The following is a 15,691-nucleotide window of genomic DNA, read 5'->3' on the forward strand; positions in this document are numbered from 1 at the left end:
CCCCACGCCCGGTCGTGTCCGCTCCCCCCGCGCTCACGGCCGGGCGTTTCCCATGCCGTCGATCACCGCCCCCACCCATCACCCTCCGTCATCTGGACAAGTTCCCACCCGAACCACCAGACCGGTATTTTCACCGCACTCACGAATAAAACCGAAGCCGAGCACACTCACCACCGGAACCCTCGTTTCCGTAAATTGACACCCCGCCCGCCGAGACATCAACCTCTTGCCATGAACGCAGAGCTCCGCACCTCCCTCCACCTCGCTGTTTACGACCAGATGGCCGACTGGCAATACGGCCACGCGGTCGCGCACGTGCGATCGGGGTTGGGTCCGCTCGGGCTCGGAAGCCGCGAAATCGTCACCGTGAGCCTGACCGGAGCGCCGGTGACCACCGCCGGTGGCCTCACGCTCCTCCCCGACATCGCGTTGCCACAGCTCATCCCGTCGGCGAGCGCGATGCTGATGCTGCCCGGCTCGGAAGCATGGGACCACTCCCCCGATGTCATGGCCCCCCTGGCCTCCGCCGCCGGCATCTTTTTGGACGCCGGGGTTCCGGTCGGGGCGATCGGATCGGCCACGGTCGGGCTCGCCCGCGAAGGCCTCCTGGACTACCGGGACCACACCGGGGTCCACCGGGAGGACCTGGTGACGACCACCGGCTACGCGGGCGGGCACCGCTACCTGGCCCGGCTGGCCGTCACCGACGGTGACCTGGTCACCGCCACCGCGACGGCCCCGGTCGAGTTCGCCCGCGAGGTCCTGGCCCGGCTGGACGGCCCCGGCCCCCGGACCCTGGACTCCTGGTATCGCCGCTACGCCCTGCACGAGGGCGATGTCTCCTTGTCCCTGGCGGATGAGGGCTGACCCACACCGGGCGGGTAGGCCACCGCGACGGGGTGCCCAGTATCGTCATGGCCACACCCACCTCAGCCGCGTCGCCGCGCACACCTCACCCACCCCGGGGGACCCTCATGATCGACCTGCGCTCGGACACCTTCACCCGCCCCACCAAGGAGATGCGCCGGGCGATGGCCGAGGCGGAGGTCGGCGACGACGTGTGGGGCGAGGACCCCACCGTCCGCGAACTGGAGGAGGAGACGGCCGCCCTGCTCGGTAAGGAGGCCGCCCTCTACGTCACCTCCGGCCATATGGCCAACCAGCTGGGTCTGTGGGTGGCGACCCGCAGCGGCGAGGAGGTGTGGGCGCACGAGAACCACCACCTCATCGGCGACGAACAGGGCGCCGCGGTCGTGTTGTCCCGGATCCTGCCGAGGTTGTACTCGGGTGACCCGTTCCCCGCGCAGGAACTCCTCGACGGGTGGATCACCGGTCTGGGCGACGTGCACCGCGCGGACCCCGCCCTGTTGTGGCTGGAGAACACCTTCTCCGGTCGGGTCGTCCCGTTGGCCGAGCAGCGGCGCGTGATCGACTTCGCGCACGCCCACGGTCTGAGGGCGCACCTGGACGGGGCCCGGTTGTGGAACGCCGCCGCCCATCTGGAGGTGGAGCCGGCCGTGGTCGCCGAGGGCTTCGACTCGGTATCGGTGTGCTTCTCCAAGGGTCTGGGCGCCCCGGTGGGTTCGGCGGTGGCCGGCGACGCGGACACGATCCGTCGGGCGCGGCGCGGCCGGAAGCTGCTGGGCGGTGGCATGCGCCAGGCGGGCATCATCGCGGCGGGCGCCCTCTACGCGTTGCGCCACCACCGCGAGCGCATGGTGGAGGATCACGTGCGGGCCGCTCGCCTCGCCGAGCTGTTGAACGAACTGTCGGGCCTGGACGCGGTGGCGCGGACCAACATGGTGTTGGTGGCCACCCCCGAGGGTGCGGCCGTCCGGTACGTGGAGGCGTTCGCCGCGCAGGGGGTGCTCGCGACGGGCGGTGGTGATCGCATCCGGATGGTCCTGAGCCTGGAGGTCACCGACAGCGACGTCGAGGACGCGGCGAAGGCGGTCGCGCGGGCCGTCACCGAACTCTGAACCGAGCTCTGATCGGGCCCGGCCGCAGGTCAGCGGGGTGGGGCATCGGTACACTTGGCCGACTCCGCCGTGGACCCGGGGGCCGGCAGGTGTCGAGCGTCACATCGCGTAGTAGCATCTAGCGTATGACATTGTCGTACTAGAGAGTGGTAGCACCGCAATGCCGGGAAGAATCCAGTCCATCGAACGCGCCGCCGCGATCCTTCGGCTCTTGGCCAGTGGCGCCCGGGGACTGAGCCTGGCGGAGATCTCCCGTTCCCTCGAACTGCCCAAGGGCACGGCCCTGGGCATCCTGCGCACCCTGCAACACGTGGGGTTCGTCGAACAGGACCCCGAGTCGAGTCGTTATCGCCTCGGCGGGGGCATGCTCAGCCTGGGCACCCGTTACCTGGACGGCAACGAACTGCGCACCCGGGCTCTGAACTGGGCGGACACCCTGGCTTCCCGGAGCGGGGAGAGCGTGCGCATCGGCACCCTGCACAAGCACCAGGTGCTGGTGGTGCACCACGTCTTCCGCCCCGACGCCTCACACCAGACCCTGGACGTGGGCACGTTGCTGCCGTTGCACGCCACGGCCCTGGGCAAGGTCCTGATGGCCTTCGACCCCTTGGCGGCGCCGGAGGAGGTGGCGGCGGTGGAGATCGACTCCCCCGTGGAGCTCACCGCCTTCACCCGGCACACGGTCACCTCCATGGCCGATCTGGAGGCCGGGCTCGACGAGATCCGCGAGCAGGGTTGGGGCTGGGAGGTGGAGGAACTCGTCGACGGCGAGGTCTCCATAGCCGCGCCCATCCGGGATCGACGGGGGGTGACCGTCGGCGCGATCGGGGTGCGCGGTGCGGTGGAGCGCCTGCGCGACGAGGCCGGTAAGCCCGACATGGAGCAGGTTTCCTACGTACGTGACGCGGCGCGCGCGGTCTCCCGCGATCTCGGCGTCACCCCGTACTGAGACCCGGCCAGGGCCCGCCCGAGGCCTGCCCGAGGCTCCTCGCCGCACGACCACCACTCGCCACGTTTTCCGGAGTGGTGACCTTCTTGTGCCCGTCTCCCCTGAGATGGTGGGGTCGAGCCCGTGTGACTCACGCGACACGATTGCGTCACGCGCCCTTGACATGGGAAGGAAGGACAGTCGAAACTAACGCGTAATCATACGTCATTGTCGTACGCCATGCGGGAATGGCCGTTTTAACACAAGTTCCCACCCCCCGTCCCCATCCACGTCCACCTGAAGGCGAGACCGATGAGTCAGCAGTACATCGCCGCGATCGACCAGGGCACCACGTCGAGCCGCTGCATCCTCTTCGACCAGGACGGGCGCATCGTCTCGGTCGACCAACGCGAGCACCGCCAGATCTTCCCCAAGCCGGGCTGGGTGGAGCACGACGCCCTGGAAATCTGGACCAACGTCGAGGCCGTCGTCCAGAAGTCGCTGGAAAAGAGCGACATCACCCCGGACCAGATCTCCGCCATCGGCATCACCAACCAGCGCGAGACCACGCTGCTGTGGGACAAGGAGACCGGTGAGCCGGTCTACAACGCGATCGTCTGGCAGGACACCCGCACCGACGAGATCGCGCGCGAGCTCGCCGGCGACGAGGGCCAGGACCGTTTCCGCCCCAAGTGCGGTCTGCCGCTGGCCACCTACTTCTCCGGCCCCAAGATCCGCTGGCTGCTCGACAACGTCGAGGGTGTCCGCGAGCGCGCCGACCGCGGTGAGCTGCTGTTCGGCACCATGGACACCTGGCTGATCTGGAAGCTGACCGGTAAGCACGTCACCGACGTCACCAACGCCAGCCGCACCATGCTGATGAACTTGGAGACCCTGGCCTGGGACGACGAGATCCTGGCGGCCATGGACATCCCGGCAAGCCTGCTGCCGGAGATCCGCTCCTCCTCCGAGATCTACGGCGAGTCCACCGGCTACCTGGCCGGCACCCCGGTCGCCGGCGCGCTGGGCGACCAGCACGCCGCGCTGTTCGGTCAGACCTGCTTCGACCCGGGCGACGTCAAGGGCACCTACGGCACCGGCACGTTCCTGGTCATGAACACCGGCACCGAGCCCATCAAGTCCGAGAACGGGCTGCTCACCACCCTCGGCTACAAGATCGGGGACGCCCCGGCGGTGTACGCGCTGGAGGGCTCCATCGCGGTCACCGGCTCCCTGGTGCAGTGGCTGCGCGACAGCCTCGGTCTGATCTCCTCCGCCCCGGAGATCGAGACCCTGGCCCGCACCGTGGACGACAACGGCGGCTGCTACATCGTTCCGGCCTTCTCCGGCCTGTTCGCCCCGCACTGGCGCAGCGATGCCCGCGGCGTCATCGCCGGCCTGACCGGTTACGTGAACAAGGGCCACATCGCGCGCGCCGTCCTGGAGGCCTCCGCCTGGCAGACCCGCGAGGTCGTCGACGCCATGAACGCCGACTCGCAGATCGACCTGACCACCCTGAAGGTCGACGGCGGCATGACCGCGGACAACCTGCTCATGCAGATCCTGTCCGACGTGCTCGACGCCGAGGTGGTGCGCCCGATGGTCGCCGAGACCACGTGTCTGGGCGCCGCCTACGCGGCCGGTCTGGCCGTGGGCTACTGGCCCGACATCGAGACGCTGCGCGCCAACTGGCACAAGGCCGCCGAATGGAACCCGAAGATGGATTCGTCGGCCCGTGAGCGCGAGTACCACAACTGGAACAAGGCCGTGGAGCGCACCCTGGGCTGGGTCGAGCACGAGAACGCCTGAAGCGTAGGGGCGGACGCCCACCGCCTCGCACCACACGTATGACCGTGCCCCAAGGGGACAGAGCGAACTGGAACCCTTGGGGCACGGATCCGGGACACCGGCCAGGTGTCCACTCCCCATTCACATGTGACGGGTGTGTCCGATTATGCCCGTGTCGGCGCGAATCCGCTGCGGTTCGCGCCACACCGGCCAGGTGACACCCGTGACCCGGCTGCCCCCACCAAGGGGGCGGAGATCCCCATGGTCTATCTCGCAGAATTCATCGGAACCGCGATCCTCACCCTGCTCGGCTGTGGTGTCGTCGCGGGTGTCTCCCTAGCCCGATCCAAGGCCCTCAACGCGGGCTGGATCGTCGTGACGTTCGGCTGGGGCATGGCGGTCACGATGGCCATCTACGTCGTCGGCACCACCAGCGGCGCCCACATCAACCCGGCGGTCACGCTGGGCATGGCCAGCATCGGCGACTTCGACTGGGCGCTGGTGCCCGGTTACCTCGCCGCCCAGATCGCGGGCGCCTTCGTCGGTGCCGTCCTGGTGTACCTGGCCTACCTCCCGCACTGGGAGCACACCGAGGACCCGGACGCCAAGCTGGGCGTCTTCGCCACCGCTCCGGCGGTGCGCAAGCCGCTCCTCAACCTGGTCACGGAGATCATCGGCACCGCGCTGCTGCTCCTGGGCATCCTCGGCATCGGCGCCAACGCCGACGCCGTGTCGGCCGAGACCGGTGGTGTCCAGCTGTCCGACCTGTTCGCCAACGGTCTGGCCCCGCTGATGGTGGGTCTGTTGGTGTTCGCGATCGGTATGTCCCTCGGTGGTCCCACCGGATACGCCATCAACCCGGCTCGTGACCTGGGCCCGCGTATCGCGCACGCCCTGCTGCCCATCCCGGGCAAGGGCTCCTCGGACTGGGGTTACGCCTGGGTCCCGATCCTCGGCCCCATCATCGGTGCCGTGATCGGCTCCTGGATCTGGAAGTTGACCGGCTTCGGCGGCTGATCCCCACCGAGAACCCCGCATGGGACTCCACGGGGGCGTCCGACCTCGGTCGGGCGCCCCCGCCTTCACGAGTCCAGGTGCACGTCCTGGAGGTAGTCCAGGGTCTCCGACGGGCGAAGGGCCACCAGGCGAAGGTGGTCCACCAGGTTCTGGTAGCGGGTCACCTCGTCCGGTTCCTCCAGGTAGATGCCGTCGGTGGTGGTCTCCAGGAAGACGACGGTGGGGTCGATGGGGTCGGGGAACTCCAACACCACGCACGAGCCGCCGCTTCCGGGGTTGAGCCGGTCCGCCCGGGTCAGCTGCACGGTGACGTTGGGGCGCTGCGCCATCTCCAGGAGGTGTTTGACCTGGACGCGCTTGGTCTCCGGATGGTCCTTCAAGCGCAGGAGGGAACCCTCGTCGAAGATCGCCCACAGCTCGGGAGGGTCCTGGTCCTCCAGGATGCGTTGACGGGTCATGCGGGCGTCGATGGCCCGTCTGATCTCCTGGGGGCCGGCCAGGCAGGCCTGGGCGTTGACCTTCATGTACTCGGGCACCTGGAGGAGCCCGGGGATCATGGTGGGCTGCCAGGTGGTGATGGCAGCGGCCTCGGTCTCGAAGCCGACGAAGCGTGCGGCGAGGACGTCGCGGTAGCGGGTCCACCAGCCGCGTTCCAAGGACTGGCGGCACAGGTCGAGGATCTCGTCGAACTCCCGCCCGGGGCGGACCTCACAGGCTTCCAGAACCGCTTTGACCTCCGCGACCGTGGGCCTCTTCTTCACCCCCGACTCGATGTTGGAGTAGGTGGACTTGGACAGACCGGCGTCGGCGGCGACCTCTTCGCCGGTCTTGCGTGCGGCGAGCCGAACCCGGCGGAGTTCGGCGGACAGGCGGCGACGCCGGATGGTGGGAGAGTACCTAGTGGCCATGATGGGGCTCATCGTAGAACCGGGAACGCCCGCGCAGTAGGGCAATTCGAGGAACCCGGAATCCAGGTCGTGATTCCGTTCCCAAAACCGGGATGCCCCCTTCCCAGAGGCTGGATTCCAGACTTCGACCCTCGGGCACTCCGCGGTCAACTCGCACACGAGGCACCCGCGCCGCACAGACCCGATGACGAGCACACAGTGTGCGACAATGTCGCATACCGTGCACCACTGGCGACGCCCCCACTCCCGCGTGTCACATCAGCCACTGGCCCCACACTCCCCACCTCTGCCGAAGCCGATAAATCCGCCTCAAGGGGTGGTCAACCCCGGGCATCGTTCGGCATTGTCGTATTATGCAGTCGACACCAGCCTGAAACGCGGAGTCCGTTCAGGTACGTGCACCAGCCACCCCTCCCCAACGGACGGAGCACCAGCCATGAAGGCCGACACCCACCGCGCCACACCCGCATTCCGGGCCCGCACCCGCGAGGAGCTCACCCGCGGCACCTTCGACCTCCTGGTCATCGGCGGCGGCATCCTGGGCACCTCCGTGGCCTGGACCGCCACCCAGGCCGGACTGCGCGTGGCCATGGTCGACGCCGGTGACTTCGCCGGCGCCACCTCCAGCGCCTCCTCCAAGCTCGTGCACGGCGGGCTGCGCTACCTCCAGACCGGCAACGTGCGCCTGGTCGCCGAGAACCACCGTGAGCGGCGCTCACTGGCCTCCGACGTCGCCCCGCACCTGGTCAACCACCGCCCCTTCCTGGTGCCCATCTACTCCGACGGCCCGCACAGCGCCGCGAAGATGGGCGCGGGCGTGTTCCTGTACTCGGCGCTGTCGGCCTTCGGCGACGGCATGGGCCGGTTGCTCTCCCCCAAGCAGGCCAAGCGCCTGGCCCCGGGTCTGCGCACCGACGGCCTCAAGTCGGTGGCCGCCTACAGCGACCACCAGATGAACGACAGCCGCATGGCCGTCATGACCGTGCGCGCGGCCGTGGACGCCGGGGCCGTGGTGCTCAACCACGCCGAGGTGTTGGGGCTGCGGACCACGAACGGACGGGTCAGCGGCGCCGACCTGCGCGACCGGGTCGCCGGCGAAGAGTTCGGCGTGGACGCGCGGCTGGTACTCAACGCCACCGGTCCGTGGGTGGACCACCTGCGGCGCATGGAGAACCCCGACGCGGCGCCCAGTGTGCGTCTGTCCAAGGGCGCACACCTGGTACTGAACACCCCGGACCCGTGGCACGCGGCGCTCACCATCCCGGTGGACAAGTACCGGGTGTCCTTCGCGGTCCCGTGGGAGGGCCACCTGCTGCTCGGGACCACGGACGAGGCCTACGAGGGCGACCCGGCCGACGTGGGGGTGGTTCCCACCGACGTGGACCAGATCCTGAGCGAGGCGTCGATGGGCATCGATTCCTCCTACCTGGACCGTGAGCGGATGACGTACTCGTTCGCTGGTCTGCGTGTGCTGCCGGGAGGCCCCGGCGACACTAGTTCCGCCAAGCGGGAGACCGTGGTCTCCCAAGGGCGCGGCGGGATGCTGTCGGTGGCCGGCGGCAAGTGGACCACCTACCGGCACATCGGCCGGACCGTGCTGGAGGCACTGCGCAAGGTGTCGTCCGTGCCGGTGGGCGAGGACATGGCCGACCCGCTGCGGACGGTTCCGCTGCCCGGCTTGGCCAGCCCCGACGCGGTCACCCAGCGGCTCATCATCGACCGTGAGCCGGGTGCGCGCGTGGACCCGATCGTCGCCCGGCACCTGGCCACCCACTACGGGAGCCTGGCCATGGACCTCGCGGCGATGGTGCGCGACGAGCCGGAGTTGGGCGAGCGCATCCACCCGGACGGCCCGGACGTTTGGGCGCAGGTGGTCTACGCCCGCGATCACGAGTGGGCGGTGACCGTCGACGACGCGCTGCGTCGCCGCACCACGGTGACCGTGCGCGGTCTGGACACCCCCGAGGTGCGCGAGCGCACGGAGCGCATCCTGGCCGGCTGATCCCCTCCTCGAATCGTCGAACGCCCCGACCGTCTTCCCCACGGTCGGGGCGTTCGTGTCCTCCGGCTCTTCCAGCCCTCCGACGCCGTGCGTTCGGAAGGTCCGGACACAAAAAACACCCCCGGGCGGGCGGACCCGTCCGGGGGTGTTCGGCGACGTTCACGCCCCGGTTAAGAGGGGCGACGACGCTACGTCTGTGCGATCGTTAGATGGCGACGACGTTCTCGGCCTGCGGGCCACGAGTGCCCTCGACGATCTCGAACTCCACGCGCTGGTTCTCCTCCAGGTTACGGAAGCCCGAACCCTGGATGGCGCTGTAGTGAACGAAGGCGTCGGGGCCGCCGCCGTCGGGGGAGATGAAGCCGAAGCCCTTCTCGCCGTTGAACCACTTCACAGTTCCCTGAGCCATGTTCTCTCCTTCAGCTCGGTGTAACACGGACGCATACTCACGCCCGATAATTGCCGCGAGCCGACTCCATCAGAAACCGCCCGCCGGTCACAAACTCCGCGGGCAAGAAACCAACTGCGAAATTCAACGACTAACAATCACCTTGAACTTACCACAGTCGGACCCGAACGCGAGAGTTTCGAGTGTGGCAACACACACGGCCCGCCGAGGAATACCGGCGGGCCGCGTGGGGGCACTCGTGCGACTCAGGCGGCAGTCACCGGAGCGTCACACATCGATCACGAACTGGTTGCCAACGCATCGTTGACGCACCTCAGGACCGGTGGTGCCGTGACCTTCTCCGGGTCCAGGTCGGCGCCGCCACGAACGGTGAACGTGTGCTCCTCCCCCGGCAACAAGGTCACCAAGGCGCTGTCCACCACGGCGTCCGGGGCGATCCGGTCGATGTTCAGGACCAGGTCCCGCAACAGCACTCCGGCCCGTACCTTCACCCGCAAATCGGAACCAATGACCCGGGTTTTCACTTCGAATTCCGGTTTACTGTAGGCGATGTCGCGATCACGGGCGAAGAACCACCACGCGCGCTCCCCCGCCCCGTCGACGGTGATCACCTCACCGCCCGCGTCGTCGGTCCGGGACACCTCCGCGGGCACCGGGACCCGCAGCGCGCCACGCGGCGCGACCCGCACCGGATGCGAGGAGGCCGCCAGTTCCGACCCCGTGGCGATGTCACGACGCGTCATCGCCACCTCCGTCACCCACTCGGTGTCGGTGTCGTTGCCCAACACCACGGTCAGCCCGTCGTCGACGGGTTGGACCGTGACGACCCGGTCGGCGTACACGCGACGCAACGCGTACCACAGGGGTTTGCGCCTGCCCGCGCCGTCGACGGCCGCCCAAGAGGTGACCGGCCAACAGTCGTTGATCTGCCAGACCACCGTGCCGGTGCAGTACGGCCAGGTGGAACGGAAGTGCTCAATGCCCACGGTCAGCGCCCTGGCCTGGTTCACCTGGGTGAGGTAGTGCCAGTCGTCGTAGGACCACTCACGGTCGCCGAAGTGCAGAGCGAGCCCGCGAGCGAGCTTGCCGTTGCCGTCGATCGCCTTCTGGTGGTGCAGCACACCCGGCGAGGTGGGGGTGAGCGGCTCGTCCGACACCGCGTCGCGCAGGGTGGCGTGGTTGGCCGGCGCCTGGTAGCCGAACTCGGCGGCGAACCGCGGCCTGCGGTCCCGGTACACCGTGTAGTCCAGTTCGTTCCACACGTCCCACAGGTGCATGGTGCCGTGGGCGGGGTCGTTGGGGTGCACACCCTCGCCTTCGGAGTACGGGCTGCCCGGCCAATAGGGGCGGGTGGGATCGAGTTCGGCCACCACCCGAGGCAACAGGTCCAGGTAGTACCCGGCCCCCCAGGACCGCCCCGCCAACTTCTCCTTCCAGCCCCAGTCCTCGTGGCCCCAGATGTTCTCGTTGTTTCCGCACCACACCGCGAGCGAGGCGTGCGGGGCGAGACGGACGACCGCGTCTCGGGCCTCCGCCTCCACCTCCGACCACAGGGGTTCGTCCTCCGGGTAGGCGGCGCAGGCGAACAGGAAGTCCTGCCAGACCAGGACGCCGCGCTCGGAGCACACGTCGTAGAAGTCGTCGGCCTCGTAGATCCCGCCGCCCCACACGCGCAGCAGGTTCATCCCGGCCGCGCAGGCCTGATCGATCGCCTCCGCGTAGCGATCCCGGTCCACCCGCGAGGGGAAGGTGTCGTCGGGGATCCAGTTGGCGCCCCTGACCAGGATGTCGCGACCGTTGACACGGACGGCGAAGGCCGCCCCGTGCTCGTCGGGGGCGCTGTGCAGCGCCACGTTGCGGAACCCGATCCGGCGTTCCCAGGTGTCCAGGACGACACCGGGCGCGGACAGCTCCACCGACAGGTCGTACAGGGGTTGGCCGCCGTGGCCACGCGGCCACCACAGCTCGGGGTCGTTCACCTCCAGGTCGAGGGCGACCTCGTCCTCCCCCGCCGGGACCGTGACGGTACCGGCCACCCCGGCGACCGACGCGGTCACCGTCAGCTCGGTGTCGCGTCCCGGGTCGGTGCGCTCCACGCTCAGTCGCAGGGAGACCCACCCTCGGGAGCCGTCCCCGGAGACCGATACCAGCGGCCGCACCGACGCCAGACGCGCCGTCGACCAGGCGTGCAGACGGATCGGCCGCCAGATTCCGGAGGTGACCACGGTCGGCCCCCAGTCCCAGCCGAAGTTGCAGGCCATCTTGCGGACGTACTGGTAGGGCTCGTCGTAGGCGGCGGGCACCGGGCCGAGCCGGTCACGTTCGGCCTCGGCTCGTCGGTAGGGGGCGTCGAAACGCACCTCCAGGTCGGGGCGTGCCCCGGCCTCGCCCAGCGCCTCGGTGACGTCGAACCGGTACGACCGGTGCATGTTCGCGGTGCGCCCCACCTCGCGGTCGCCGACCAGGACGGTGGCGAAGGTGTCCAACCCCTCGCACACCAGGTCGACGCGTTCGGTCGGCGTACCGCCGGCCAGGGCGTCGACCTCGGCCGACAGGGATCGGGTGTAGTTCCAGTCGGTGCGGCCGATCCAACCCAGACGGGTCTCGTTGTCATCGAGGTAGGGGTCCTCGATCAGGCCGTGGTCGAGCAGGTCAGTGTGGACACAGCCCGGCACGGTCGCGGTGAGCCCCCCGGCCCCGTGGAGCGCGGCGGCCGGTTCGGCGAGCGCGCCCTCATGGGGCGTCGCGGCCAGCGTCCAGCCGTCGTGCAGGTCGAACCACGCGGTCATGCGTGCTCCTCTTCCCTCTGTGTGCCGCCATCCCCGAGGGGAGGGTCAGCTCTGATCGATCCCGACGAAGTGCCCCTGTTCCGCCTCCACCAGCGGGGCGGAGTCGTCGCCTTCGGCGACCACGGGCAGTTCGACGTCCTCGGGCGGGTCGGCGGCCAGTTCGGCGTCCACCTCGGCCCAGGTGCGGTGCAGCTGGGGCACGCACGAGAGCAGGTGCCGGCTGTAGGGGTGCAGCGGGTTGTCGAACACCCGCTTCGTCGGACCCATCTCGGCGATGGCGCCCTTGTGCAGGATCACCGACCGGTCGCTGACGTAGTTGCCGAGCGACAGGTCGTGGGTGACGAAGAGGATCCCCAGGCCGCGTTCCTTGAGGTCGGCCAGCAGGTTGAGCACGTCGATCCGGGTCGAGGCGTCCAGCATGCTGATGATCTCGTCGGCCACCAGCAGACGGATGTCCAACAACAGTGCCCGCGCGATGAGCAGTCGCTGCAACTGCCCGCCGCTGAGCTGGTGCGGGTACTTGTTCAGGACGTTGTCGGGGTCCAGGCGGACCGTGTCCATGACGTCCAGGACCTTCTTCCGCCAGTCGGCGTCGGCGACGCCCGGGAAGTAGGAGGAACGGATCAGCTCGAAGACCCGGTCGGCCTTGAAGATGGGGTTGAAGGAGCTGAAGGGGTCCTGGAAGACGCCCTGCACGTAGCGGTAGTACTCCTTCTTCTCACCGAACCCCCGCAGGCTCGTGACGTCCTTGCCCTCGAAGGTGATGCTGCCCTGGCTGGGCTTGGTGAGGCCGAGCACCATCTTGCCGATGGTGCTCTTGCCGCTGCCGGACTCACCGATCAGCGACACCACCTCACCCGGTTCCACCACCAGGTTCACGTCGCGCACCGCGCGCAGCTTGGCGCCGCCGAACGCGCCCACCCGGTACACCTTGTGCACATGGCTCAGTTCCAGCACGGCGCTACCTCCCCGTCTTCCAGCAGGCGGCCCAGTGGCCGGGTTCGATCTCCACCAGCGGCGGGGTCTCGGAGCACTCCTCCGAGGCGATGGGGCACCGGGCCTTGAACCGACAGCCGGTGGGCGGATTGAGCAGGCCGGGCGGGGTGCCCGGGATGCCCTCCAAACGGCCCTCGTCGGTGGTGGAACCCACCTCCGGCAGGGCGCCGATGAGCATCTTGGTGTACGGGTGCTGCGGGTCGTTGATGATCGTGGCGGCCGGAGCCTTCTCCGCGACCCGTCCCGCGTACATCACCATGACCGTGTCGGCCATCTGGTAGACGAGCGAGATGTCGTGGGTCACGAAGATCATGCTCTTGATGAAGCCCCGGTCACGGAACTCCACCATGGACTCCACCACCGAACGCTGGGTGGACACGTCCAGGGCCGAGGTGGCCTCGTCGGCGATGAGCAGGGACGGGTCGAGCAGGGTGGACATCACCATGACCACGCGCTGCTTCATGCCGCCGGACAGCTCGATGGGGAACCGGTCGAGGACCTCGGGGTCCAGACCCACCAGTTCGAGGCGGCGACGCAGCTCGTCGGCGATCGTGGCCGGCTTCACCCCTCGGGCCTTCAGGAGTTCGTTGATCATCCGCCCGATCTTGCGGGTGGGGTTGAGGGCGCTCATCGCGTACTGCGGGATGAGCGAGATCTCGTGGTACCGGTAGCGGTTCATGGCGTCGTCGTCGGAGATGGGCAGCTTCTCGCCGTCCAGCTCGACGGTGCCGTCGATGTGCCGCATCCGGTTGTCCAGCCGGATCAGGCTCTTGCCGAGGGTGGTCTTGCCACAGCCGGACTCACCGGCCAGGCCCATGATCTCCCCGTCGGCGAGGTCGAAGCTCACCCCGTCGAGGGCGTGGACGTCCCCGCGCAGGGTTTGGTAGTAGACCTTCAGGTCGTTGACGCGGAGTGTCATCACAGCTCCCGCAGCTTGGGGTTGAAGACCTCGTCCAACCCGACGTTGAGGATGTACATCGAACCGACGATCGCGGTGATCCCGGCACCCGGCGGGAGGAACCACCACCACATGCCGAGCTGTAGGGCGCTCCACTGCATGGCGCTCTCCAGCATCATGCCGAGGGAGACCCCGTTGGAGGGGCCCAGGCCGATGAAGTCGAGTCCGGCGGCGATGAGGACGGCCCCACCGAACATGAGGATGAACGACATCACCAGGTAGGAGCTCATGTTGGGCGCCATCTCGGAGGTGATGATCCGCCAGGTGCGCCGTCCGCTGAGCCGGGCCAGGTCCACGTAGTCGCGGTTGGCCAGGGTCAGGGCCTGGGAGCGGACCGCTCGCGCGGCCCAGGGCCAGGAGGTCAGGCCGATGAACAGGCCCTGCACGAAGAGACCCTTGACGTCCAGGTAGGCCACGGCCACGATCAGCACGACCAGGGCGGGCAGCACCAGCACGACGTTGGTGATCATGTTGAGGATCTCGTCGATGATCCCGCCCTTGTACCCGGCGACGAATCCGACCGTGGTGCCCAGGATGAAGGCGATGCCACCGCCGAGGAAGCCGATGATGAAGGTCGAACGCACGCCGTAGACGAACTGGGCCCACACGTCCTGACCGAACGTGGTGGTGCCGAACCAGTACTCGCCGTTGGGCGACTGCGTCTGCGGACCGACGTACTCGTTGGGGTCGTGGTCGATGAACAGGGGCCCGACGAGGCCGAGTACCAGGAAGCCGAGCACGATGCTCAGCCCGATGAGGAGCTTGGGGTTGCGCCGGGCGAAGTGCAGGGTCTCGGAGACCTTGCGCTCGGCGACCGGTTCGGGAGCGGTGCCGGAATCGGCCGCCCCCGGCGCTCCGGAAACGTTGGTCATGACGCGCCTCCCGTCATCTGCACGCGCGTACGCGGGTCGACCAGGACGTAGATGATGTCGATGATGAAGTTGGCGATCAGCACGCCCACGACCACGAACAGGAAGACCCCCTGGAGCAGGAAGAAGTCGCGGCTGTTCAGGGAATCGAGGATCAGGCTGCCGAGGCCGGGGTAGTTGAAGACGATCTCGGTGAGCAGGGCACCGGCGATGACCGTGCCCAGCTGCACGGCCAGACCGGTGATCTGCGGGAGCATCGCGTTGCGGAACGCGTAGCGGCGGATCAGTTTCCGGGGCGCGCCCAGGGACTTGAGGTAGTTGGAGTAGTCCGCTTCCAGCTCGTAGATGATGAGGTTGCGCATACCGATGGCCCAGCCGCCCAGCGCCACGATGAACATGGACAGGAACGGCAGCACCCAGTGGGTGATCAGGCTGGAGATGAACAGCCAGCTGAACTCCGGGCGCAGGGAGAAGCTGTAGCCGCCGGAGGTGGGGAAGACCCCGGCGACGATGCCCAGGCTCCAGGCGAGCAGCAGCGCGAGCCACATGTACGGGGTCGCGGTCAGGATGTAACCGACCGGCAGGAGCGTGTTGTCCAGGATCTTGCTACGGGCGGCGAAGGCCCCGAAGCGGTTGCCGATGATCCAGCTGAGGAGGATGGCGGGGAGCAGCAGCGCGAGCGTGTAGGGCACCGCGCGCAGGATGATGTCGGTGACCTCCTGCGGGTACAGCATCACGCTGACGCCGAGGTCACCCCGGAAGAGTCCGGCCCAGAAGGCGAAGTACTGCTCGTACAGGGGCTTGTCGAGGCCGAAGACCTCGTTGTAGTAATCGGTCATGCGGGCGAGCGCGTCGGGGTCGTCGATCGCCGCGCGGGTGAGCATGCTCCGGACGGGGTCGCCGGGCATGAAGCGGGGGATCATCCAGTTGATGGTGACCGCGACGATGAACGTCAGCAGGTAGACGAAGGACTTACGTCCGATGTAGCGCCACACACGTTCCTCCTGGTGATGGCGATGGGCGGTCGAGTACCCCCGTCGGGGTGCCG

The 15,691-nt window shown here is 68.4% G+C and carries 13 protein-coding genes; 6 read left to right on the forward strand and 7 right to left on the reverse strand.

The window, feature by feature from the left end; translation table 11 throughout:
- Positions 1–231: 231 nt before the first annotated feature.
- The 5 genes from BQ8420_RS17875 (at position 232) to BQ8420_RS17895 (ending at position 5,712) form a co-directional block, all read left to right on the forward strand.
- The gene (locus BQ8420_RS17875) at positions 232–867 is read left to right on the forward strand and encodes a DJ-1/PfpI family protein (protein WP_087100273.1); all 636 of its coding nucleotides are present in this window, start codon (positions 232–234) and stop codon (positions 865–867) included.
- 107 nt (positions 868–974) lie between these two features.
- Positions 975–1,979: a low specificity L-threonine aldolase gene (locus BQ8420_RS17880; RefSeq protein ID WP_087100274.1), complete on the forward strand. Its 1,005-nt coding sequence runs from the start codon at positions 975–977 to the stop codon at positions 1,977–1,979.
- Between the two features lie 160 nt (positions 1,980–2,139).
- Positions 2,140–2,928: an IclR family transcriptional regulator gene (locus BQ8420_RS17885; protein WP_087100275.1), complete on the forward strand. Its 789-nt coding sequence runs from the start codon at positions 2,140–2,142 to the stop codon at positions 2,926–2,928.
- 291 nt (positions 2,929–3,219) lie between these two features.
- A complete protein-coding gene (gene glpK / locus BQ8420_RS17890) occupies positions 3,220–4,716 on the forward strand; it encodes a glycerol kinase GlpK (RefSeq protein ID WP_087100276.1) in 1,497 nt (498 codons plus the stop codon).
- Between the two features lie 240 nt (positions 4,717–4,956).
- A complete protein-coding gene (locus BQ8420_RS17895; protein ID WP_087100277.1) occupies positions 4,957–5,712 on the forward strand; it encodes an MIP/aquaporin family protein in 756 nt (251 codons plus the stop codon).
- A 65-nt stretch (positions 5,713–5,777) separates the two neighbouring features.
- Here BQ8420_RS17895 and BQ8420_RS17900 read toward each other — a convergent pair whose 3' ends face one another.
- Positions 5,778–6,632, reverse strand: coding sequence for a helix-turn-helix transcriptional regulator (locus BQ8420_RS17900; protein WP_087100278.1), 855 nt, complete (start codon positions 6,630–6,632; stop codon positions 5,778–5,780).
- Positions 6,633–7,056: 424 nt separating this feature from the next.
- Between BQ8420_RS17900 and BQ8420_RS17905 the strand changes: the two genes are divergently transcribed.
- The gene (locus BQ8420_RS17905; RefSeq protein WP_087100279.1) at positions 7,057–8,622 is read left to right on the forward strand and encodes a glycerol-3-phosphate dehydrogenase/oxidase; all 1,566 of its coding nucleotides are present in this window, start codon (positions 7,057–7,059) and stop codon (positions 8,620–8,622) included.
- A 205-nt stretch (positions 8,623–8,827) separates the two neighbouring features.
- Here the strand turns inward: BQ8420_RS17905 and BQ8420_RS17910 are convergent, their stop codons facing one another.
- The 6 genes from BQ8420_RS17910 to BQ8420_RS17935 form a co-directional block, all read right to left on the reverse strand.
- Positions 8,828–9,031, reverse strand: a complete 204-nt coding sequence (locus BQ8420_RS17910; protein ID WP_067601566.1) for a cold-shock protein — start codon at positions 9,029–9,031, stop codon at positions 8,828–8,830.
- 278 nt (positions 9,032–9,309) lie between these two features.
- Positions 9,310–11,820 (reverse strand): glycoside hydrolase family 2 protein, encoded by a 2,511-nt coding sequence (locus tag BQ8420_RS17915; protein WP_087100280.1) that lies wholly within the window; start codon positions 11,818–11,820, stop codon positions 9,310–9,312.
- A gap of 45 nt (positions 11,821–11,865) precedes the next feature.
- Complete coding sequence (locus tag BQ8420_RS17920; RefSeq protein WP_087100281.1) at positions 11,866–12,777, reverse strand: ABC transporter ATP-binding protein; 912 nt, start codon at positions 12,775–12,777, stop codon at positions 11,866–11,868.
- Between the two features lie 4 nt (positions 12,778–12,781).
- On the reverse strand, positions 12,782–13,735 hold the full coding sequence (locus BQ8420_RS17925) for an ABC transporter ATP-binding protein (RefSeq protein WP_087100282.1): 954 nt from the start codon (positions 13,733–13,735) through the stop codon (positions 12,782–12,784).
- The gene (locus BQ8420_RS17930) at positions 13,735–14,646 is read right to left on the reverse strand and encodes an ABC transporter permease (protein ID WP_087100283.1); all 912 of its coding nucleotides are present in this window, start codon (positions 14,644–14,646) and stop codon (positions 13,735–13,737) included. Before BQ8420_RS17930 ends, BQ8420_RS17925 begins: the two co-directional genes overlap by 1 nt.
- A complete protein-coding gene (locus BQ8420_RS17935; RefSeq protein WP_087100284.1) occupies positions 14,643–15,638 on the reverse strand; it encodes an ABC transporter permease in 996 nt (331 codons plus the stop codon). The genes BQ8420_RS17930 and BQ8420_RS17935 overlap by 4 nt, the downstream gene beginning before the upstream one ends.
- Positions 15,639–15,691: the final 53 nt, after the last annotated feature.

The organism is Nocardiopsis sp. JB363, assembly GCF_900143625.1.
Classification (GTDB): Bacteria; Actinomycetota; Actinomycetes; order Streptosporangiales; family Streptosporangiaceae; genus Nocardiopsis.

What these genes read in the sequence shown, in the direction of transcription:
- BQ8420_RS17880 (WP_087100274.1), top strand. Translation starts at nt 975, where the DNA reads ATGATCGACCTGCGCTCGGACACCTTCACCCGCCCCACCAAGGAGATG.
- glpK (WP_087100276.1), top strand. Translation starts at nt 3,220, where the DNA reads ATGAGTCAGCAGTACATCGCCGCGATCGACCAGGGCACCACGTCGAGC.
- BQ8420_RS17910 (WP_067601566.1), bottom strand. Translation starts at nt 9,031, where the DNA reads ATGGCTCAGGGAACTGTGAAGTGGTTCAACGGCGAGAAGGGCTTCGGC.
- BQ8420_RS17915 (WP_087100280.1), bottom strand. Translation starts at nt 11,820, where the DNA reads ATGACCGCGTGGTTCGACCTGCACGACGGCTGGACGCTGGCCGCGACG.
- BQ8420_RS17885 (WP_087100275.1), top strand. Translation starts at nt 2,140, where the DNA reads ATGCCGGGAAGAATCCAGTCCATCGAACGCGCCGCCGCGATCCTTCGG.
- BQ8420_RS17905 (WP_087100279.1), top strand. Translation starts at nt 7,057, where the DNA reads ATGAAGGCCGACACCCACCGCGCCACACCCGCATTCCGGGCCCGCACC.
- BQ8420_RS17930 (WP_087100283.1), bottom strand. Translation starts at nt 14,646, where the DNA reads ATGACCAACGTTTCCGGAGCGCCGGGGGCGGCCGATTCCGGCACCGCT.
- BQ8420_RS17925 (WP_087100282.1), bottom strand. Translation starts at nt 13,735, where the DNA reads ATGACACTCCGCGTCAACGACCTGAAGGTCTACTACCAAACCCTGCGC.
- BQ8420_RS17875 (WP_087100273.1), top strand. Translation starts at nt 232, where the DNA reads ATGAACGCAGAGCTCCGCACCTCCCTCCACCTCGCTGTTTACGACCAG.
- BQ8420_RS17900 (WP_087100278.1), bottom strand. Translation starts at nt 6,632, where the DNA reads ATGAGCCCCATCATGGCCACTAGGTACTCTCCCACCATCCGGCGTCGC.
- BQ8420_RS17895 (WP_087100277.1), top strand. Translation starts at nt 4,957, where the DNA reads ATGGTCTATCTCGCAGAATTCATCGGAACCGCGATCCTCACCCTGCTC.